The sequence below is a fragment of the Hydrogenophaga palleronii genome (assembly GCF_031457455.1).
In the GTDB taxonomy this organism is placed as follows: Bacteria; Pseudomonadota; Gammaproteobacteria; order Burkholderiales; family Burkholderiaceae_C; genus Hydrogenophaga; species Hydrogenophaga palleronii_A.
Genome location: NZ_JAVDWU010000002.1, coordinates 206,498 through 227,594 on the forward strand (window position 1 = coordinate 206,498; position 21,097 = coordinate 227,594).

At 64.1% G+C, this 21,097-nt stretch carries 11 protein-coding genes; 5 read left to right on the forward strand and 6 right to left on the reverse strand.

Going from position 1 to position 21,097, the window contains the following annotated elements:
• Nucleotides 1–54 precede the first annotated feature (54 nt).
• A complete protein-coding gene (locus J2W49_RS05590) occupies nucleotides 55–2,652 on the reverse strand; it encodes a circularly permuted type 2 ATP-grasp protein (protein WP_310312736.1) in 2,598 nt (865 codons plus the stop codon).
• A 247-nt stretch (nucleotides 2,653–2,899) separates the two neighbouring features.
• Nucleotides 2,900–6,406 (reverse strand): transglutaminase family protein, encoded by a 3,507-nt coding sequence (locus J2W49_RS05595; protein WP_310312738.1) that lies wholly within the window; start codon nucleotides 6,404–6,406, stop codon nucleotides 2,900–2,902.
• Nucleotides 6,407–6,558: 152 nt separating this feature from the next.
• Here J2W49_RS05595 and J2W49_RS05600 point away from each other — a divergent pair, with 152 nt between their 5' ends.
• The 5 genes from J2W49_RS05600 (at nucleotide 6,559) to J2W49_RS05620 (ending at nucleotide 13,671) form a co-directional block, all read left to right on the forward strand.
• Nucleotides 6,559–9,048, forward strand: coding sequence for a DNA internalization-related competence protein ComEC/Rec2 (locus J2W49_RS05600; protein WP_310312741.1), 2,490 nt, complete (start codon nucleotides 6,559–6,561; stop codon nucleotides 9,046–9,048).
• Nucleotides 9,049–9,145: 97 nt separating this feature from the next.
• Nucleotides 9,146–10,582 (forward strand): circularly permuted type 2 ATP-grasp protein, encoded by a 1,437-nt coding sequence (locus J2W49_RS05605; protein WP_310312744.1) that lies wholly within the window; start codon nucleotides 9,146–9,148, stop codon nucleotides 10,580–10,582.
• 137 nt (nucleotides 10,583–10,719) lie between these two features.
• Nucleotides 10,720–11,682 carry an alpha-E domain-containing protein gene (locus J2W49_RS05610; protein WP_310312747.1) on the forward strand — a complete coding sequence of 321 codons (963 nt, stop codon included), beginning with the start codon at nucleotides 10,720–10,722 and terminating at the stop codon, nucleotides 11,680–11,682.
• A 102-nt stretch (nucleotides 11,683–11,784) separates the two neighbouring features.
• Nucleotides 11,785–12,696, forward strand: coding sequence for a dienelactone hydrolase family protein (locus J2W49_RS05615; RefSeq protein WP_310312749.1), 912 nt, complete (start codon nucleotides 11,785–11,787; stop codon nucleotides 12,694–12,696).
• Between the two features lie 153 nt (nucleotides 12,697–12,849).
• A complete protein-coding gene (locus J2W49_RS05620; RefSeq protein ID WP_310312752.1) occupies nucleotides 12,850–13,671 on the forward strand; it encodes a ZIP family metal transporter in 822 nt (273 codons plus the stop codon).
• Nucleotides 13,672–13,873: 202 nt separating this feature from the next.
• Here J2W49_RS05620 and J2W49_RS05625 read toward each other — a convergent pair whose 3' ends face one another.
• From J2W49_RS05625 to J2W49_RS05640, 4 genes are all read right to left on the reverse strand, one after another.
• Nucleotides 13,874–16,438, reverse strand: coding sequence for a PAS domain-containing sensor histidine kinase (locus tag J2W49_RS05625; RefSeq protein ID WP_310312754.1), 2,565 nt, complete (start codon nucleotides 16,436–16,438; stop codon nucleotides 13,874–13,876).
• Between the two features lie 14 nt (nucleotides 16,439–16,452).
• Nucleotides 16,453–19,044 (reverse strand): PAS domain-containing sensor histidine kinase, encoded by a 2,592-nt coding sequence (locus J2W49_RS05630; protein ID WP_310312757.1) that lies wholly within the window; start codon nucleotides 19,042–19,044, stop codon nucleotides 16,453–16,455.
• A 106-nt stretch (nucleotides 19,045–19,150) separates the two neighbouring features.
• Nucleotides 19,151–20,005 carry a sulfurtransferase gene (locus tag J2W49_RS05635; RefSeq protein WP_310312760.1) on the reverse strand — a complete coding sequence of 285 codons (855 nt, stop codon included), beginning with the start codon at nucleotides 20,003–20,005 and terminating at the stop codon, nucleotides 19,151–19,153.
• A gap of 97 nt (nucleotides 20,006–20,102) precedes the next feature.
• Nucleotides 20,103–20,993 (reverse strand): DMT family transporter, encoded by an 891-nt coding sequence (locus tag J2W49_RS05640; protein ID WP_310312763.1) that lies wholly within the window; start codon nucleotides 20,991–20,993, stop codon nucleotides 20,103–20,105.
• Nucleotides 20,994–21,097 lie beyond the last annotated feature (104 nt).

A 21,097-nucleotide genomic window follows, 5' to 3' on the forward strand; every position in this document is an offset into this window, starting at 1 on the left:
GTTTCCTGATACACCGCGTGCGGCGACACACAATGAGCAGGCAACGAGGGGGCGTCATATGGTTTTTCTGTCGGCGTGGCTGAAGTGCAGCCGGGTGATCTCGTCCGACAGTTCGCCCGCAGCCAGTTCGCACTGGTCCAGCAGTTCAGCCAGTTCACCCCAGGTTCGCAAGCCTTCGGGGCTGCGTTGCCAGTTGCTCAGATCGGCCAGCACCCAGGTGTCGGGGTCGGGCAGGGCCATGGCGAGTTCGGCGTCATGCGGCGCAGCAGTCTGCGACAGTTTGGCCAGCCGGGAGCGCAGCGTCTGCACCACCCAGGCCAGCGAACGCGGGTTGTCTCGGTCCATCACCAGCAGGTCGATGAGGGCGACCATGTCGCGCCGCTGCTGGTATTGCGCGTGAAAAGTGATGGTGCTGTCGAACAACGCCACCACGGCTTCAAACCCGGCCGCATCGTGCACGCAGCCGTGCTCCATGCCCAGCATCAGCGCGCGCGAAAGCGTGATCAGGCGCTCAATGTGGCGCCCCACAGAGAGCAGGCGCCAGCCGTCGTCGCGCACCATGCGGTCTGTCTGCGAGCCGGTGATGGCGGCGAGCAGTTCGCTCGCGTTCTGCAGGGCGGACAGGGCCTCCGCGGTGGTGTATTCGGCGTCGCTGGTCAGGGTTGCGCAATCGCGTGCGAACTCGGCTTCCGTGCGCTCGATCAGGTTCCAGTGTTCCTGCGACAGGCGTTCCCGGACCTGCGAGGCAGACGACTTCAATGCCCGCAGGTTGAAGCCCACGCTATAAGAGGTGGCCGCCATGGGGTCACCCTTGGCGGGTGACAGACCGGCAATGAGGCTGCGCGCGAACACCCGTGCCGACTGGCTGGCATCGGGCACATCGGCGAGCACCAGCGAGTTCTCGCGGGCGGTGGCTGACATCCACGCCATCAGCGGTCGTGAACTCGGTTCTTCGCCGCCCAGGTGGTCCAGCACGATCTGCGCGAGCCGGATGCTGTTTTCTGCGCGTTCGGTGTAGCGGCCCAACCAGAACAGGTTTTCGGCCGCGCGGCTGGTGACGGGGCGCTTCTGATGCGCCAGCGCCAGCGTGCTGGGCGCGGACTGCAGCAGGCTGGTGTGGTCCACCTGACCTTCGGTGATGGCCCAGCAATCGGCGCTGCTGCCCCCGCGCTGCATGGCCGCAATCAGCTGGCCACGCGGTGCCAATCTGACCATCCCACCGGGCAGCACGCGCCACGACTGTGGGCCATCCGCCAGGGCGAAAACCCGGAGCATGGCCGAGCGGGGTACCAGGCGTTCACCGCTCCAGGTTGGGGTCTGCGACAGCGGTAGCCACGACTGCACGGTGTAGTGATCCGGGTGGCGCACCATGCGGCCCGCCCATTCGTCGCGTTCGCGTGGGCTCAGGCTCTGACCCATCACGGTGTCAAGACCCGACCGCGGATAAGTGGGGCGGATCACGCTCTGCTTGAGCAGGGGCAGCACTTCACGCAGCGCGGCGTCTTCACCGCACCACCAGGTGGCCAGCGACGGCAACGCCAGTTCTTCCCCCAGCAAATGGCGGCTGATGGCGGGCATGAAGCCCAGCATGGCACTGGATTCGAGCGGGGCCGAACCCGGGGCGTTGGCCAGCAGCAGGTTGCCCGCGCGCAGCACCTGTAGCAGGCCCGGCACGCCCAGTGTGGAGTCCGAGCGCAGTTCCAGCGGGTCCAGCCATTCGTCGTCCAGCCGCTTGATCAGGGCGTGCACCGGCTCCAGGCCACCGAGCGTCTTGAGGTACAGGCGCTGGTCGCGCACGGTGAGATCGTTGCCTTCGACCAGGGTCAGGCCTAGGTAGCGGGCCAGGTAGGCGTGTTCAAAGTAGGTTTCGTTGTAGGGGCCGGGCGTGAGCAGGGCGATGCGCGCGTTCTCGCCCTCGGGCGCCATGGCCTTGATGCCCTCCATGAGGGCACGGTAGCTGGCCGCCAGGCGTTGTACCTTCATGCCGGCAAAGGCTTTGGGGAACTGTCGAGCGATGGCGATGCGGTTTTCCAGCAAGTAACCCAGGCCAGAGGGCGCCTGGGTGCGCTGGCCCACCACCCACCAGCGGCCGTCAGGCCCATGGGCCAGGTCCATGGCCACGATGTGCAGCCAGGTGTCGCCCGGTGGGCGCATGCCCTGCATGGCGCGCAGGTAGCCGGGGTGGCCTTGCACCAGCGCGGCCGGCAGCAGGGCCCGTTTGAGCAACTCGCGCTCGCCGTACAGGTCGGCCATCATGGCGTTGAGCAGGCGCGCCCTTTGCTGCACACCGGCTTCGATGTGCGCCCAGTCCCTGGGGCTCAGGATCATGGGGAACAGATCGAGCGCCCATGGGCGCTGCAGACCGGTGGCCGCGTCGGCGTAGACGTTGTAGGTGACGCCGTTGTCGCGGATCTGGCGCTGCAGGTTGTCCGAGCGCCGGTTCAGATCGGCGAAACCGTCTGCCCCGATGTGCTCGAAGAAACTGGCCCACTGCGCTGACAATTCTGCGGGGGCGTCCGGGTCTTTGGGGTTGGCCCGACGCAGCTCGTCCCGGTGGCCGGGATCGGCCGGGAGAGACAAAGACAGCGCCCAGTCACCGGGCGATTCGGGACTGAGTTCGTCAAACAGGGAGTCGGAGGCGTCGTTGTTCACGGGTTCCGAGTATGCCTTCGCTTCCTTCGAAGGGCCTTTGGGCGAAACCCGCGCCGCAGGTTTTCGTGTGTCGTCCGTCACGTCGAAAGGCCGCCGCAACCCAAAGGACTCATCCGGACCTGTCCCGGAGCATGCTCAGGCTCGCTCGCGGGAGCGCCCATCCAGGGCCAGCGCGGAACCGGCTTTGCCGGGCCGCTGCTGGCGCCCCCCTTCAGGGGGGTGGCGGCGAAGCCGACGCGGGGGGTGTTCAATAGCGCAAATCCAGCGTGAACGGGAACTCCCTGCTGTGAACAGCAGGCGCCACCGTCATGCGGCCAGAGGTGTGGCCCATCTGGAAGAAGCGCGACAGACGCCGACTTTCTGCCTCGTAGGCATTGATGGGGAAGGTGTCGTAGTTGCGCCCACCCGGGTGCGCCACGTGGTACTGGCAGCCGCCCATCGAACGCTGCATCCAGTTGTCGACGATGTCAAAGGTCAGCGGTGTGTGTGAAGGAATCGACGGATGCAGGGCAGACGGTGGGCTCCAGGCCTTGTAGCGCACGCTGGCCACGTATTCGCCCACGGTGCCCGTGCTTTGCAAGGGCAGGGCGCGGCCATTGCAGGTGATCACGTAGCGGCTGTCGTTGTAGCCGCTCACCTTCACTTCGATGCGCTCCAGCGAAGAATCCACGTAGCGCACGGTGCCGCCTGGCGCGCCTTCTTCGCCCATCACATGCCAGGGCTCCAGCGCATTGCGCAGTGTGAGTTCGATGCCGCGCGCCGCCACCTGGCCCACCAGCGGGAAGCGGAACTCGAAGTGTGGCTCGAACCAGGCCATGTCCATGGGGTAGCCAAAGTCGGTCAGGTCGGCCAGCACGTCCTCGAAGTCCATGCGGATGAAGGTCGGCAGCAGGAAACGGTCGTGCAGCTCGGTGCCCCAGCGCGTGAGTTTGCCCTGCCAGGGTTGTTGCCAGAAGCGTGACACCAGCGCGCGCAGCAGCAGTTGCTGGGCGATGCTCATGCGGGCATGCGGGGGCATTTCAAACGCGCGCAGTTCCAGCAAGCCCAAGCGCCCGGTGGGGCCGTCGGGCGAGTACAGCTTGTCTATGCAGAACTCGCTGCGGTGGGTGTTGCCGGTGGCATCGATCAGGATGTTGCGCAGGGTGCGATCCACCAGCCATGGCGGCATTTGCTCACCATGGACTTCCCGGTTCTTTGCAATCTGCGCCAGCGCGATCTCCAACTCGTACAACTGGTCGTTGCGCGCTTCGTCCACGCGCGGCGCCTGGCTGGTGGGGCCGATGAACAGGCCGCTGAACAAATACGAGAGCGAAGGGTGGTTGTGCCAGTAGGCGATCAGGCTGCCCAGCAGCTCGGGCTTGCGCAGAAAGGGCGAATCGGCTGGCGTGGCGCCGCCCATCACGAAGTGGTTGCCGCCGCCGGTGCCGGTGTGGCGACCATCGGTCATGAACTTTTCGGCGCAGAGCCGCGTTTCATGCGCGGCTTCGTACAGGAATTCAGTGTGATCGACCAGCTCGCTCCAGTTGTGCGCCGGGTGGATGTTGACTTCGATCACGCCGGGGTCGGGGGTGATCTGCAGGACCTTCAGCCGCGGGTCGCGCGGCGGTGGATAGCCTTCCAGCACGATGGCCATGCCCAGCATTTCCGCCGTGGCTTCCACCGCAGACAGCAGGTCCAGGTAGTCCTCCAGATGGGCCATGGGGGGCATGAACACATAGACGTGCTGAAACTTTCCGCCCATGTCTTTTTCCACCTTGGGCCCGTTCGAGCGGTGGGGGTCGCGCGCTTCCACCACCAGTGCGGTGCGCGTGAGCCAGGCAGCTGATTCGCTGCGCTGCGGATAGCGGGCCGACAAGGCCTGGGCAGGCGTGGAGCCAGGGCCAGGTTGTCCGGGGCGCAGGCCATCGATCACAGGTCCCTGGGCGTCGAAATCCACGCCTTGCATGGACACCGTGCCGCCTTCGGCAAAGCCGCCACCCACCTGGTGCGGCGCCACCTGGTGCCGGGTGGCGGCGCCACGCGGCAGGGGGTCGCGCGCGGTGTGCGGGTCCTGCTCGATGTGGTAGGGGTAGTCGGCCGCCGAGACCCAGGGCAACGAATCCAGCGGCAGGCGGTAGCCCATGGGTGAGTCGCCAGGCACCAGGTACATGCGCTCGTCGCGGAAGAACCAGGGGCCGGTGGACCACACGGTGCCTGAGACACGGTGGTAGGCGCTCTTGCCGTTGCTGGTCAGCGCGCCGCCGTGAGCTGCCGCCTGCAAAGGCAACACGTAGCCCACGGTGGCATCCAGGCCTTGCGAGAAGACTCGGCGCAGGCGCGCGCGCTCCAGTTCGTCGTCCAGCTTGGCATCGAACGGGTCCACGTTGACCGGCAGGCGGCGCTCGCGCCACAGGTAGTACCAGGTGTCTTCGTAGCCCGGGGTGATGTACTGCGTCGACAAACCCAGCTTGCGGGCCAGCGCCTGTGTGAAGCGTTGCGCATCTTCACTTGTGTAGTGTGCGTCGTCGCGCTCGTCAGCCAGCAGGGTCGGGTTGTGCCAGCAGGGATCGCCATCGGCGCGCCAGAACACCGACAGCGCCCAGCGCGGCAATTGTTCGCCGGGGTACCACTTGCCCTGCCCCATGTGCACGAAGCCGCCCTGGCCGTAGCGCTCGCGCAGGCGGCCCAGCAGTTCGGTGGCGTAACCGCGTTTGGTGGGGCCCAGCGCATCAATGTTCCACTCGGGGGCGTCGCGGTCTGCGGTGGCCACATAGGTGGGTTCACCACCCATGGTCAGGCGCACATCGTGGGCGTCCAGGTCGGCGTCCACTTTTTCACCCAGCGCCAGCACTGCTGCCCATTGTTCATCTGTGTAAGGACTGGTCACGCGCGGCGATTCGTACACGCGGGTCACACCCATGTGGTGGCTGAATTCGACCTCGCACTCGTCCATGGCGCCTTCCACCGGCGCGGCGCTGGAAGGCTGCGGTGTGCAGGCCAGCGGCACATGCCCTTCGCCTGCGAGCAAACCGGAAGTGGGATCCAGACCGATCCAGCCCGCGCCGGGCAGGAACACTTCGCACCAGGCATGCAGATCGGTGAAATCCTTTTCCGGGCCACTGGGGCCGTCGATGGATTTCACATCGGGCGCCAGCTGAATCAGGTAGCCCGAGACGAATCGCGCCGCCAGCCCCATGTGGCGTAGGATCTGAACCAGCAGCCAGCCGGTGTCGCGGCAGGAGCCGCTGCCCAGCTTGAGCGTTTCTTCGGGCGTCTGTACGCCAGGCTCCATGCGGATGGTGTACGCGATGTCGCGTTGCAGCATCTGGTTCACATCGACGAGGAAGTCGATGGTGCGGCGCTCCTTGCGGTCGATCTTCTTCAGGTAGGTGTCCAGCAGCCCAGTGGATGGCGCAGTGACCAAATAGGGGGCGAGCTCCTGCTTCTGTGCTGCGTCGTAATCGAATGGGAAGTTCTCTGCGCGCGGCTCCAGAAAGAAGTCGAACGGGTTGTACACCGCCATTTCCACCACCAGGTCGATCGTGACCTTGAATTCGGTCGTGGGTTCGGGAAACACCAGTCGTGCCTGGTAGTTGGCGAAGGGGTCTTGCTGCCAGTTGATGAAGTGCCCGCCCGGTTCGATCTTCTGCGAATAAGAGAGCACCTTGGTGCGGCTGTGCGGCGCAGGGCGCAGGCGGATCACCTGTGGGCCGAGTTTGACGAGGCGGTCGTACCGATAATGCGTGACGTGGCTCAGAGCAACATGAATGGCCATGCGAGTGCTTTCAACAGGGAGGAAAACAATGGGTCCGACAACGGGTCCGCAGGCAATCGGTTTGCCGTGCGGCTGGCAGCCATGCTAGCAAGTCTTGCGCCAAACGGCGATGACAATCGCTCCGGCTGCATGTCGGGCAGGGGATTCGAGCCTTGATCGCCGGGCGGCATGGCCTGGCCTTGATGTCGGGTACCGTGGTGGGTCTGGCGTGGCAGTTGCAGCAACCATGGCTTTGGTCCGGGAATCGCTACCTGGCCATGCTGGGCTGGAGTGGTCTGCTGGGCTTTGGCGCCGTGCTCTGGTTGTGGTGGATCCGATGCACGGGACGTCTCAGTATCCCGGGCAGACGGCTTGCGGCTGGCGTTTTTGTGCTTGCGGGCGTTCTGGCGGGCGCTGGTTCAACGGGTTGGCGAGCGGCGCACTTTGCCAGCCAGGCGCTGGCGCCTGAGCTGCAAGGCGTGAACATCGAGGTGACCGGGCACATCGATTCGCTGCCGCAGCGCACCGCGCAAGGGGAGCGCTTCCTGTTTGCCGTGGCGTCTGCCCGGCAGCGGGGCCAACCGGTGGATGTGCCGCAGCGGCTCCAGCTGGGCTGGTATGGCGGCGGCGAGGGGGCTGCCATGTGGGCTCGAGGAGCAGGCAGCCCCGGCCTGCGCACCGGAGAGCAATGGCGTTTCTCGGTGCGCCTGCGCAGCCCGCATGGCAATGCCAACCCCCATGGATTCGATCTCGAGCGCTGGCTCTGGAGCCAACGGATCGGTGCCACCGGCTATGTGCGCAATGGGCCGCGCGATCCAGTGCCTCAAAAAATCGCCGCCGCCAGCGGCTACCCCTTGCAGGCTGCACGGCAGCAGGTGCGCGACGCCATTCAGGCCAGGGTGGATGACCCTCGCGCGGCGGGCGTGCTCGCCGCCCTGCTGGTGGGCGATCAATCGGCCATCGAGCGCGCCGACTGGGCATTGTTCCGCACGACGGGGGTGGCCCATTTGATGGTGATCTCTGGCCTGCACGTGACGCTGTTTGCCTGGATGGCCATGGCCATGGTGGCGGCCATCTGGCCACGCCTGGGTCGCCAATGGCCCGTGCTGCTGCTCAGCGTGCCTACGCCGGTGGCCAGCGCTTGGGGTGGCTGGCTGCTGGCCGCGGGTTATGCGCTGTTTTCGGGCTGGGGTCTGCCTGCGCAACGCGCGGTCATCATGCTGGGTGTGGTGATGGTATTGCGGTTGGGGGCGCGTCGCTGGCCCTGGCCGCTGGTCTGGGGTTGCGCCATGTGGGCGGTGTTGCTGATCGATCCCATGGCCTGGTTGCAGCCGGGTTTCTGGCTCAGCTTTTTTGCGGTGGGGGTGCTGTTTGCTTCGGGCAGGCAGCTGCCGGGCATGCCATCGCAAGACGACGATGCACGGCCCTCCGCGGCGCGCGATCGTTGGCGACGCCTGCTGCTTTCCTTCATGGGCATGGTGCGTACCCAGGCTGTGGTGACCGTGGCGCTCGCGCCGCTGAGCCTCTTGCTGTTTGGTCAGTTTTCGGTGGCCAGTCTGGCCGCGAACCTGGTGGGTATTCCCCTTGTCACGCAACTGGTGATGCCGCTGGTGCTGCTAGGTGCCGTTTTTGCGCCCCTGTGGGATGTGGCCGCATGGCTGGTGCAGGTCTTGTCGGTGTGGCTGGGCTGGTTGGCCCAGTGGCCCTGGGCGGCGGTGCACCGCCCGGTCGCGCCCCTGTGGCTGTCGCTGGCAGGCGTGTTCGGCGGACTCCTGTTGGTGCTGCGATTGCCCTGGACGGTGCGCAGTGCCGGGCTGCTGCTGTTGTGGCCGATCCTGCTCTGGTCGCTGCCTCGCCCGCCGATGGCCGCTTTCGAATTGATGGCCGTGGATGTGGGGCAGGGCAGTGCGGTGCTGATTCGCACCGCGAACCACGGCTTGCTTTACGACACCGGCCCCCGCTATTCGCCAGAGAGCGATGCTGGCGATCGCATCGTTGTGCCTTTGCTGCGGGCGCTCGGTGAGCGTCTCGATACAGTGGTGGTCAGCCACATCGATGGCGATCACTCCGGCGGTGCCGATGCGGTGCAGGCCGCTCACCCAAAGGCCCGGTGGCTGTCTTCCTATGACCCGGATCCCGGAAGGCGCTGCCTGGCCGGTCAGCATTGGGAATGGGATGGCGTGCGGTTCGAGGTGTTGCACCCCCACCCGCACCACTTTGACGAAACAGGCAAAGGACGCCTGTCCACCAACGACATGTCGTGCGTGTTGCTGGTGACGGCGGGCGAACACAGTGCCTGGTTGGGTGGCGACATCACCGACCGGCAGGAGGTGCGCATGGCGCTTGACCGGCCCGATCTGCGCGCCACCGTCATGCTCGCGCCGCACCACGGCAGCCGGTCTTCCTCAAGCCCGGTGCTGCTGAACACATTGCGCCCGCAGTGGGTGATCGCGCAGGCGGGCTACCGCAACCGCTTTAACCATCCGGCGCCCACCGTGCTGGACCGCTACAGGCAGCGAGGGATTCCCTGGGTCACGTCGGCCAACTGTGGTGCGGCCACCTGGCGCAGCTGGCAACCCGACACGGTGCACTGCCACCGGCAGGCGGAAAGGCGCTTCTGGCACCACCCGGGCGAACCTGATTCGGCATCCCGTCCCGACTGACCTCTTGGCTTGTGCCGGCCATCTGCGCCGGGTTTGACAGGAAAATCCCTCTGCTGGCCCAGTCCTTGCTATGCTGTGGGCAGGAGAAAAAACGCCCATGAGCCGACCGATGTTTGACGAAATGAATGCCTCGCCCAGCGAGGTTCGGGCCCACTACCAGAGCTATGCACGCTGGCTGGCGCAGCAGCCACCCGACGTGATGGCGGCTCGGCGGGAAGAGGCCGAAATGATTTTTCGACGCGTTGGCATCACCTTTGCGGTGTACGGCGCCAAGGACGAAGACGGCTCCGGCACCGAGCGCCTCATTCCTTTTGATCTCATCCCGCGTGTCATTCCGGCAGACGAATGGCAGAGCATGGAAGAAGGCCTGGTGCAGCGGGTCACCGCGCTGAACCGCTTCATCCACGACGTGTACCACGACCAGGAAATCATCAAGGCGGGCCTGATCCCGTCTGACCAGATCTTCCAGAACGCGCAGTTCCGCCCGGAAATGATGGGGGTAGACGTGCCCCACAACATCTATTCGCACATCTCAGGTGTCGATATCGTGCGGGCCCCCAACACCGACGGCGTGGGCGAGTACTACGTGCTCGAAGACAACCTGCGCGTGCCCAGTGGCGTGAGCTACATGCTGGAAGACCGCAAGATGATGATGCGGCTGTTTCCCGAACTGTTTGGCGAGAACCGGGTGGCACCGGTGGAGCATTACCCCGACCTGCTGCTGGAAACGCTGCGCGCGGTGAGCCCGGCCACCACTGCTGAGCCCACGGTCGTGGTGCTCACACCCGGCATGTACAACAGCGCCTATTTCGAACACGCGTTTCTCGCGCAGCAGATGGGCATTGAACTGGTGGAGGGGCAGGACCTGTTCGTCAAGGACAACTTTGTCTACATGCGCACCACGCGCGGGCCCAAGCGGGTGGATGTGATCTACCGCCGGGTAGATGACGATTTCCTCGACCCGCTGGTGTTCCGGCCCACCTCCACGCTGGGGTGTGCCGGCCTGCTGGGCGTGTACCGCAGTGGCAACGTGGCCATCTGCAACGCGGTGGGCACGGGCGTGGCAGACGACAAGTCCATCTACCCCTATGTGCCCAAGATGATCGAGTTCTACCTGGGGCAGAAACCCATTCTGAGCAACGTGCCCACCTTCATGGGCCGTGACCCGGAAGACCTCAAGTACATGCTGGCCAACATGAAAGACCTCGTGGTCAAGGAGGTGCACGGGGCCGGTGGCTACGGCATGCTGGTGGGTCCGGCATCCACCAAGGCCGAGATCGAGGAATTCCGCAAGGCAGTGATCGCCAAGCCCGACGGCTACATCGCCCAGCCCACGCTCAGCCTCTCCACCTGCCCCACCTATGTGGAGAGTGGCGTGGCGCCGCGCCACATCGACCTACGTCCGTTCGTGCTGTCGGGCAAGGAGGTGCAGATGGTGCCCGGTGGCTTGACCCGCGTGGCGCTCAAGGAGGGATCGCTGGTCGTCAACTCGTCTCAAGGGGGGGGCACCAAGGACACGTGGGTATTGGAATAACCCCCCGCGCCGCCTTCGGCGTCACCCCCCTGGAAGGGGGGCGGCACCAGAGGCCCGGCGAAGCCGGTTCCTCGGTGCCACTGGAATGAATCACTTCATGCGCTGCGTTTGTGGCGTTGTTTGCTGGAGTTATAAAAATGCTTTCACGTACTGCCGACCACTTGTTCTGGATGTCTCGCTACACCGAGCGGGCCGAAAACACCGCCCGCATGCTGGATGTGAACTACCAGACGTCCATGCTGCCGCAGTCGGCCGAAGTGGCCCAGGTCGGCTGGGAGGGTTTGCTCACCATCAGCGAGCTTTTGCCCACCTATTCCGCCAAGTATGGCCAGGCCGTTACCCCGCGCGGCGTGCTTGATTTCATGGTGCGCGACGAGGGCAATCCGTCCAGCATCGTGTCCTGCCTGCGCGCTGCGCGCGAGAATGCGCGCGCCGTGCGCGGCGCACTCACCACCGAGTTCTGGGAAACCCAGAACCAGACATGGCTGGAGCTCACCCGCATGCTCAAGGGCAAGGACTTTGAGCGTGATCCTTCTCAGTTCTTTGAGTGGGTCAAGTTCCGTTCGCACCTTTCCCGCGGCGTGGCCATCGGCACCATGCTTCAGGACGAAGCCTTCCACTTCTATCGCATGGGCACCTTCCTGGAGCGGGCCGACAACACCGCGCGCCTGCTCGATGTGAAGTTTCATGCCGTGCAAAGCGACTTTTTCGGTGCTGCGAGCAAGCTGGATCAGGAATACGATTTCTACCACTGGAGCGCCATCCTGAGATCGGTCTCGGGCTTCGAGGTCTACCGCAAGGTGTACCGCGACGTGATCACGCCCGAGCGTGTGGCCGAGCTTCTCATCCTGCGCGCCGACATGCCACGCAGCCTGGCCGCCAGCCTCAATGAGGTGGTGAGCAACCTCAGCGTGGTGGCCAACGACCACTCAGGCGAAACATTGCGTCGCGCAGGCAAGCTCAAGGCCGACCTGCAATACGCCCGGATCGACGAAATCCTCTCCACCGGCCTGCATGCATTTCTTACCCAGTTCCTCGATCGGGTGAACGAACTCGGTGGTCGCATCAGTCAGGACTTCCTGGTGCCCACGGTGCATTGACGTGCGCTGCCCGGTCGGGCGCCATAACCCCATTTCTGCAGAACTTTGTCTTCGGGTCAGAATCGGAATGAGTCCTTTCATTTCAACCCAGGAGACAAGCTCATGCTCACAGGCAAACTCACACCCGACCTGACCCGCGATGCCGAAGCGCTTCTGCCCGGCCAGTCCACCGCAGAGGGTGCCACGCGGCGCACCGCGTTGAAGGTGGCCCTGGGCGTGGGCTATGCCGCCTCCGTGTTGCCGGTGGTGGCGCAGACGGCCATCAAGACGCCGTCTGATGGTCTGACCGTGGGCGAGGTGATGATCGATGTGAACGGCTATTCGATGCCAGCCTACCGTGCCGCGCCCGCTGGCAAGACCGGCCTGCCGGTGGTGCTGGTGATGTCCGAGATTTTTGGCGTTCACGAATACATCGCCGACACGGCCCGTCGTTTTGCCAGGGAGGGCTATCTGGCGATTGCCCCTGAACTGTTCGTGCGCCAGGGTGACGCGCAGAGCTATGGCGAGATCGCCAAGCTGATCGCTGAAGTGGTTTCCAAGGTGCCCGACGTGCAGGTGATGGCCGATCTGGATGCCACCGTGAAATGGGCCGGTGCCAACGGTGGCGATGTGAGCAAACTCGGTGTCACCGGGTTTTGCTGGGGAGGCCGTCAGGTGTGGCTGTATGCTGCCCACAACCCGGCGGTGAAGGCGGGCGTGGCCTGGTACGGGCGCCTGGAGGGGCAGAGCTCGGAGCTCAACCCGAAGCACCCGGTGGATGTGGCCGCTGGCCTGCATGGCCCCGTGCTCGGCCTGTACGGCGCGGCCGATACGGGCATCCCGCTTGACACGGTTGATAAGATGAAGGCCGCACTGGCTGGCGGCAACGCCGCCGCCAAGGCGTCGACCTTCGTGGTCTATCCAGACGCGCCGCATGCCTTTCATGCCGACTACCGGCCCAGTTACCGCAAGGAGCCTGCCGAAGATGGCTGGAAACGTGCACTGGCCTGGTTCAAGCAACACGGTGTGGGTTGATCAAGCTCAGGCCGTGAGGGGCCGGATTGAACAGGGTCGCCAGGAGGTGGCCCTTTTTTGTGGCTGAATAGGCATCGCGTGGATGAGGTGACCGGCACCCGTGCCCAGGGTTCTGGTACGAGCCGTATGTGAGTTTGAACAGAACAGAAAAACATGACTTTGCTTGCGATCCTGGTCGGGACCATCGCCGCGGGTGTCGGCAGTGTGTGGCTGGCGGCCTTGCTGGGCTTTTCCGTGCTCGCCCGGTACACCCAGCACATGCTCAGCCTGGCTGCTGGGGCACTCATGGCCACCGCCTTCATGCACCTGTTGCCAGAGGCTTTCGAGAGCGAGGCCGGTGCCCACGAGTTGTTCGCCCTGCTGCTGGCCGGGCTGGTGTTCTTCTTCCTGCTGGACAAAGCCGAGCTCTGGCATCACGGGCATGAGCACCACCAGGATCACACCCATGATCATGATCATGACCACGCCACGTCGGGTCTGGCGCATGGTCACCACCACGGGCATCACCACCACGCCAGAGGCGAAGGCCGCGCCGGCGGATGGGCTGTTCTGGCTGGCGACAGCGTGCACGCATTCGGCGACGGCATCCTGATCGCCTCTGCCTTCATGGCCGACATGCGCCTGGGTGTGGTTGCGGCGGTGGCCGTGCTGGCTCACGAAGTGCCTCACCATATCGGCGATCTGGTGGTGCTGCGGCAGGCCACGGGAACCGCCCGTGCCGCGCTCTGGAAGGTATCGATGGCCGGAACGGTCACGGCCGTGGGCGGATTGCTGGGCTACTTTCTGCTCAACCGTCTCGCCGACTACCTGCCTTATTTTCTGGTTGCCGCTTCGAGCAGCTTCGTCTACGTGGCTTTGGCCGATCTGATTCCCCAGTTGCAAAAGCGCCTGGGTCTGCGCGAAACGGCGGCACAAGTGGCCTGGTTGCTGACCGGCATCGGCATGGTCACCCTGGTGAGCGGGTTGGCTCACTGAGCACCCCCCCGCGCCGCTTCGCGTCACCCCCTCAAGGGGGCGGCACTGGCGGCCCGGCAAAGCCGGTTCCGCGGTGCCCTAGGACCAACCTCCCCTCCGGAGCGAATGACCCTTTCCAGAGATACCGTGGAACCGGCTTTGCCGGGCCACAGGTATCGCCCCCTTGAGGGGGTGACGCGAAGCGGCGCAGGGGTGGGCCAGTTCAGCCAGTGGTTTCGCTGCCGAAACTGAAGACGAAGGTCGCGCCTCCGCCCGGTTCGCCGGAGCCTGCAATGTCGCCACCATGCCGCTCTATGATGCGCCGCACCGTGGCCAGACCCACGCCTGAGCCTTCGAATTCGGTCACTGCGTGCAGCCGGTTGAAGGGCTTGAACAGGCGATCAGAGCGCGACATGTCAAAACCTGCGCCGTTGTCGCGGATGTAGAACCTGGGGGGGCCACTGCCAGTGCCTTCCCTGCCCATCTCGATCAAAGCCGGCGTCTGGTGGCGGGTGTATTTCCAGGCGTTGCCCAGCAGGTTCTCCAGCACGATGTGGGCCATACGCGCATCACAATTGGCCGTGAGGCTGGGTTGGATGCGCACCTCCACCTCTCTGCCTGCATCGGTGTGGTACAGACGGCGAGCCACATCCTCTGCCAGATCCGTGAGACTGACCTCCATGCGCTGCAGGCGCCCCTGGCTCACGCGTGCCAGGGCCAGCAGGTCGGTGATCAGGCTGTTCATGCGGGCGATGGCACCCTGCACCCGGGCGATCAGATGCTCGTCTTCCTGCGTGAGTCGACCGGCCATCTGTTCGCGCAACACGTGTGTGAAGCCGTCCATGGACCGCAGTGGCGACTTCAGGTCGTGCGACACCGAATAAGAGAAGCTCTCCAGTTCGCGGTTCAGGTACTCGAGCTGCTGGGTGCGCGCCGCCACCCGATGCTCCAGCGTGGCCTGCAGGCGGCGAATTTCCCTGTCCCTGCGCAAGCGCACCAGTTCGGCGTTGCAGCGGCTGGCGAAGATGGTGAGCAGGGCACGCACATCGGGCGTCGGGTCGCGCCGCTCGCGCCAGACCACCGCCATCACACCAATCGCCGAACCGTCCGGGTCGCGCAGCGCCACACCCGACATCGTCTGTGGTGCATCCAGTTCCATCGCAGGCACATTCAACACCATCTGACTCGCACGCGCATCGATGGTGACCAGTTCTTCCTGCGCCAGGATGCCGATCAAGGTGGTCTGCGCGAGCGCTATGCCCCGATTCGGCTGCAGGTCGCCCTCCTGTAGCAGGGCAAGCGTGTCGAGCTCACCGCTCTGACCGAGCTCGCCAATCAACACGCCATCTGCGCCAATGCCTTCGGCCAGGCGTTCGGCGAGCGAAAGGAAGAACGCCTCGCCGGTCTTGGACGACACCCCGCGAGCAACGCTCATCAACATGGCTTCCCGGCGTTGCTGCTCACTGACATTGACGCTGTAGACCAGTTCACAGGCCTCGCCATCCAGATCGATGCGGCGCGACCAGAGTTTCACGTGAACGGGCTCTCCCCACTTGTTGCGTAGCCGCGTGGGAAAACCAAGAACCTCTCCGTGTTCATTGAGTTGCCGGGTGTAGGCCTGGTGCTCCGTCTCTGTCACCCAAACGTTCAGGTCTGTCGAGGTGTGTCCGAGCATTTCGTCTGCGCGATAGCCCAGCACCTGCTCGTTGGCATCATTGACCTCCAGGTACTGGCCATCGCGCAATCGGCAGATCACGGTTCCCAGGGGGCTGAAACTGAAAGCGGTGGAGAAGCGTTGTTGCGATGTTTCCAGTGCCACACGCGACGCCACTTCGTTGGTGACGTCGAGCACCATCACCAGCAGAAGGCGCTCAAATCCTTCCTCCAGCAGCTCGGCAGAAATCTGCACATCAATGCAGCTGCCGTCCTTGCGCAGGCTGCGCGCACGCATGGCGCGAACCTCTCCGTGCTGTTTGAGCTGGGCCCGGAAACGCCGATGCTCGTCAGCGTCCGCCCAGAGCGAGGGGGGCAGTTGCCCTTGCACCTCTTCCCGCCTGTAGCCGGTGAGTGCCAGGAAAGCATCATTGGCATCGATCACCACCTTCGCTTCAACCGACTGCACCAGGCAGGCCGCGGGGTTGTTCCGGAACAGCGTCTTGAAGCGCTTCTCACTGGCGCGAAGGCCTTCCTGGGCGACCTGTGCTTTGAGCAGGCTCTGGGCCTGGCTGTGGTAGGCCTCGATCAGGCGATGGCGGCCAAAAAACATGCTGACCAGAATCGCCGCGATCACGCCCGCCTGGATGAACCAGACCACCCAGGTGACGGGCAGCATTTGGCTCCCAAGCATGCCTTGCTGCTCCATCCAGTTGAAGGCGCCCAGCACCGCGATGCAGTACACGCCCACGGTCGCCAGGCTCAGTTTGGGCAGGAAGGTGCCTGCCATGATCACGCCCGCCATCATGGCCAGCACAGCCGCACTGCGTACCGTGCCTTCGTAGTACAGCGCCATGGTGGAGGTGGCCAGAAGGCCGCCGATCAGCAAGTGCGCCACCAGCCGCGTGTGCCCAATTTGAAAGGGCAGCCAGAGGGTCAAGACAAAAACACACATCGCCCCCACCACCCCTGTCAGGGGCGTGAAGCCACTTCGATCAAGCAGAGCCAGAAAGATGACAGGCATGAAGCAGCAGACGGTCAGCAACAGTGAGCGCACGACCTGACGTTGCTGCTGTTCAATGGCGCTGGGCAGGCGGGGGCTCAACGGGTCGTCGTCGACGGGAAGGTAATCCATGAAGGCGTGGAATTTCAGGCTTGGGTTGGCGTGGTTCTGTTCGCCATCGCTTGCGGGCAGACAGGTTCAAGGTGAAACGAGAAGGTGGCGCCCGCACCCGGTTCGCCGTAGCCGCTGATGCTGCCGCCGTGGCGCTCAATGATTCGACGCACGGTGGCCAGCCCGATGCCTGTGCCCTCGAACTCGCCGGGCATGTGCAGACGCTGGAAGGGCTTGAACAGTTGATCGGCCAGTGCCATGTTGAATCCAACACCGTTGTCGCGCACATAAAAATCCGTCGGCAGTCCCGGGACGGTGGCCAACTGTCCGAACTCGATCAGGGGTGAGGCCTGCATGCGGGTGTATTTCAGGGCGTTGACCAGCAGATTCTCCAGCGCAATCCGTGTGAGGCGGGCGTCACATCGCGCGCTGAGCCCTGGCTTGATGCGTAGCTCCACCTTGCGTTCGGGTTGCCTGGCCAGTTCCTGTTCCAGGATGTCACGCACCATGCAGCTGAGGTCGACGGTCTGGAGTTGCAGCTTGCCCTGACTCACCCGGGCGAGCGCCAACATGTCGGCAATCAGGTTGCTCATGCGGTGGGTTGAAGCGAGGATCCGATCGAACAGAGCCTGCTCTTCCTCGGTGAGGCGACCAGCAAGGTGATCGCTCAGGATCTGCGTGAAGCCATCGATCGAACGCAGTGGCGACTTCAGATCGTGTGACACCGAATAGGCGAACGAGTCGAGCTCACTGTTGAGGCGTTGCAGGTCGGCGGTGCGCTCCCTCACACGGACCTCCAGTGTTTCATTGAGATGCCGGATTTCCCGGTCCCGCTTCAGGCGCAGCAGTTCGGCATTGGCCCGGCTGGCGAAGATCGACATCAGGGCCTGCATCTCGGGTGTGAGCACGATGGGGCGCTTCCACATTGCACTGAGCACGCCAATGGCCACGCCTTGCTCATCCCGCATCGACTGTCCCACGTAAGCCTCGAAGCCCGCAGCGACCAGGGACGTGCCGTCGGGAAACCGGGCAGCCAGTTGCTCTGTGTGCACACAGAGGCCTGCCTCACGAAGCGCCTGGTCGCAGGGTGTGTGCTGGGGGGCGAAATTGAAATTTCGGCTTTGCCCGCCCTCACGCCAGACCGAAAGGGTCTTGATTTTTTGCTCAGACCTCAATTCGCCCATGATCACCATGTCAGCGTCCAGTGACAGTGCCATGTGCCGGGTGAGAGCTGGAAAAAAGTCTTCCCCCGTCTTGCCGGTCACGCCTCGGGCCACATCAAGCAACAGGGCCTCCCGGCGTTTCTCGGCGCTGATGTCGACGGTGCAGGAAAGAATGCACGGCTCCCCGTCTATTTCGATCAGTTCGGCCCATAGCCGTGCATCGATCACCCTGCCATCCTTGTGACGCATGCGGGTGTCGTAGTTGTGAATGCGTCCCTCGCCTCTCAGTTTCGAGACAAAGGCATCCCGATCGGCCTGTGTGAGCCATGAGCCCACTTCCAGGGTGCTCTTGCCCTTGAGTTCCTGGGCCGAAAAGCCCTGCACGCGATCGGCACCTTCGTTGACTTCAATGAAGGAGCCATCCGACACCCGCGTGATGGTCATGTTCAGCGGGCTGAAGTTGAAAGCCTTCGCAAACCGCTCTTCCGATCGACGCAGCTCTTCCAGTGCATGCGCCAGTTCGCTGATGTCACTCACGGTGGTGATGATGAGCTTGTCCTCCCGGTCATTGCCCATTTCGCTGGAAACATGGGCCTCGAAGGTGCTGCCATCCGCACGCAATCCGGTGCATCGAAACAGCTGTACCTGACGCAATTCGAACAGGCGAGCGGCGTAGGCCACACGTTGCTCGGGTTGGGCCCAGAGCATTTCGTCCGACTGACCCAGCACGGCCTCACGCGCATAGCCGTAGCAGCGCTCAAACGCGGGGTTTACATCCAGGATGGCACCGGTTCTTGCCGACTGCGCGATCATCGGGCTTGGGCTGGTCCGAAAGATGCGAGCAAAGCGTTCCTGATTGAGGTCGAGCTTTTTTTCTGTGCGCTTCCTGCGTTCCAGCTCATTGCTCAGTTCGGCCGACGTCGTTTCAAGCTGCAGGCGGCTGTAGTAGACCATGGCAGCCACCACGACCAATGTGATCGACAGTGTCCACCAGTTCTTGAGGCCGACCTGAAAATCAGCGAGGCGAAGAAGGCCGTTGGCTTCAGCTGCGATCAGACCGCCCAAGGAAATCACACTGAACGCCACCGCAGCGACAAGGGCCTTTCGACCCATGAAAATGCCGGCAGCGGCGACCGCGCCCACGAAAAGGAAGCTGGAGCTGGTTCGCACCGATCCGAATGCCACGACACCCACGACCGCCACAACCATCACCGAGAACACGAGGGCATGGGCCATGTACCTGCGAAGGCCCAGTCGAAAGAACACCCAGCAGGTCCAGCTAGACAGTGCCATCAGCGCCGTGACCACTGTTTCCAGCTGGTTGGAAGTGGTGAAGTAAACCAATGGCACCAAGATGGTCGCCGCCAGGCTGATCAGGAGTGCAATCCATCCCAACGACTCGCTTTGCCGGTCGATGGCCTGCGCTTCTTGAAGCGGCGGGGTGCTTGTCTCGATGGGTTTCACGGGGGTCGGTGCTCGTGGTGTTCTGTACGCTGTTGTCCCCGCGGCCTATTTCTTGCGCTCCGGCATGCCGGGCGCCTGCAGATTTATCGACCAGCTCCGCGCAGACTTAACTCTTGGCACGTGGTGTGCCCGGCGTGTTGCACCATGCGCTCCAGCTGCCGGGATACAGCGTGGTGCGTCCAAGGCCGGCAAGCTCCATGGCCAGCAGGTTCGGAATCGCGCTGACGCCACTGCCGCACTGGTGGACCACCCCTTGCACGTCACGACCGGCCAGCAAGGTCTTGAACTCGGCCTGCAACACCTCGGCCGGCTTGAACCGGCCATCGGGCAGCAGGTTGTCTGAAAAAGGCCGGTTCAATGCACCCGGTATGTGACCCGCCACGGGATCAAGCGGCTCCATTTCGCCGCGGAACCGGGCCGACGCGCGTGCATCGACGAGGGTCAAGGTCGGCTGGCCGATGCGCTTCACGAGGGTGGCGGTGTCGATGGTTTTCACCAGTGCGTCCCGCAAAGGGTAGTCCGTGGCTGGAATCGCTGCGGGGCCGGTGCCTGATTCGGTGGGAGCGCCGGTGGCCAGCCAGGCGGGAAGTCCGCCATCCAGCACGGCCACTGCTTCGTGCCCGACCCATTTCAGCATCCACCATAGGCGCCCGCAGTAATTCGCTCCCTGGCGGTCGTAGACAACCACTTGTTGATCTGGGGTCAGTCCGGTCCCTCCGAGCCAGCCAGCGAACTGTCCGCGAGAGGGAAGGGGGTGCCTGCCCTCACTTGCGTCAGCGCCGTGGGCGCTGAGGTGCAGGTTCAGGTCGGCGTGCCGGGCGCCTGGAATGTGCTGTTCTTCGTACTGCGCGCGACCTTTGGCTGGGTCGGTCAGATCAAAACTGCAATCGAAGACCCTCGGTGGCAGGCTGCTGTTGAGCAACGCCTGGAGCGTCTCAGCGGTGATCAGGGTGGTATGCATGCCCGGGATTGTCCCGCACGAGGCGCAATGTGGCCATGCCACCAAAGCGTTACTGCGGGCAGACGCCTGCGCAGGTTTTCACGAAATCAGGCGGGCATCAATGGTCTTCGGCCGGCGCATTGGGCACCGCGCGCGAACGCAGCACCGTGGCGGCGATGCCGCTGACGATGATGAGGGCCATGCCGGCCCAGCCCATCAGTGGCAGCACATCGCCGAAGAAAGCCAGTCCGTAGATGCCTGCGAACACGATGCCTGAGTACTGCAGGTTCGCCACCACCATCGTGGCACCACGCGAGTAGGCGCGCGTCATGCAAAGCTGACCCATCACCGCGAGCAGCCCGATCGGCAGCAACCAGAGCGCGCTCGGCCAATGCCATGCACTGGCTCCGACAAACAGCATGCCGAGCCCGCCAGCGACCACAGCACCCACCGAAAAGTAGAAGACGGTTCGGCTCTCTGGCTCGCCCGCGCGGGACAGTGACGCGACCTGCAGGTAGGCAAAAGCGGAGAAGATGCCCGAGAGCAGACCCACCAGCGCACCCACTGCCTGGTCATTGTTGAGCGTGGGACGCAGCATCATGGCCACGCCGGCGAAACCGGCCAACACGGTAAGAAACAGCGGGCCCTGCCGTCGGATCGGGGCATTGCTGCCCTGGGTGAGCACCGCACCGCCGACAAGGAAGGCGGCGATCCACACGCTGCTCATGTAGTTGAGGGTCACAGCGGTGGCCAGCGGCAGCGCGGCAATGGCATAAAACCACGCCGTCAGAGCAATCACGCCGACCACACTGCGCCAGAAATGCATCATGGGCACCGAAGTGCCGAGCGTCACCCCCCGCATGCGCGTGAACCCGATCAGAAATAGCACGCCCACCAGCCCCCGGTAGGCGACGATCTCGAAGCTGTTGAAGTGCACCGACGCAAATTTGATGCACACACCCATGGAGGCGAAGAACAGCGATGCCAGCAGCATCCACAGGGCCTGCATGACTAATAGCCCCCACGCTCCGCCGCTTGCGCGGGTCGCTGCCCCCCGAGGGGGCTGATCCGGCTTGGGGCGGCCCGGCGCCGGATCGCGTTGCCCCCAAGCGT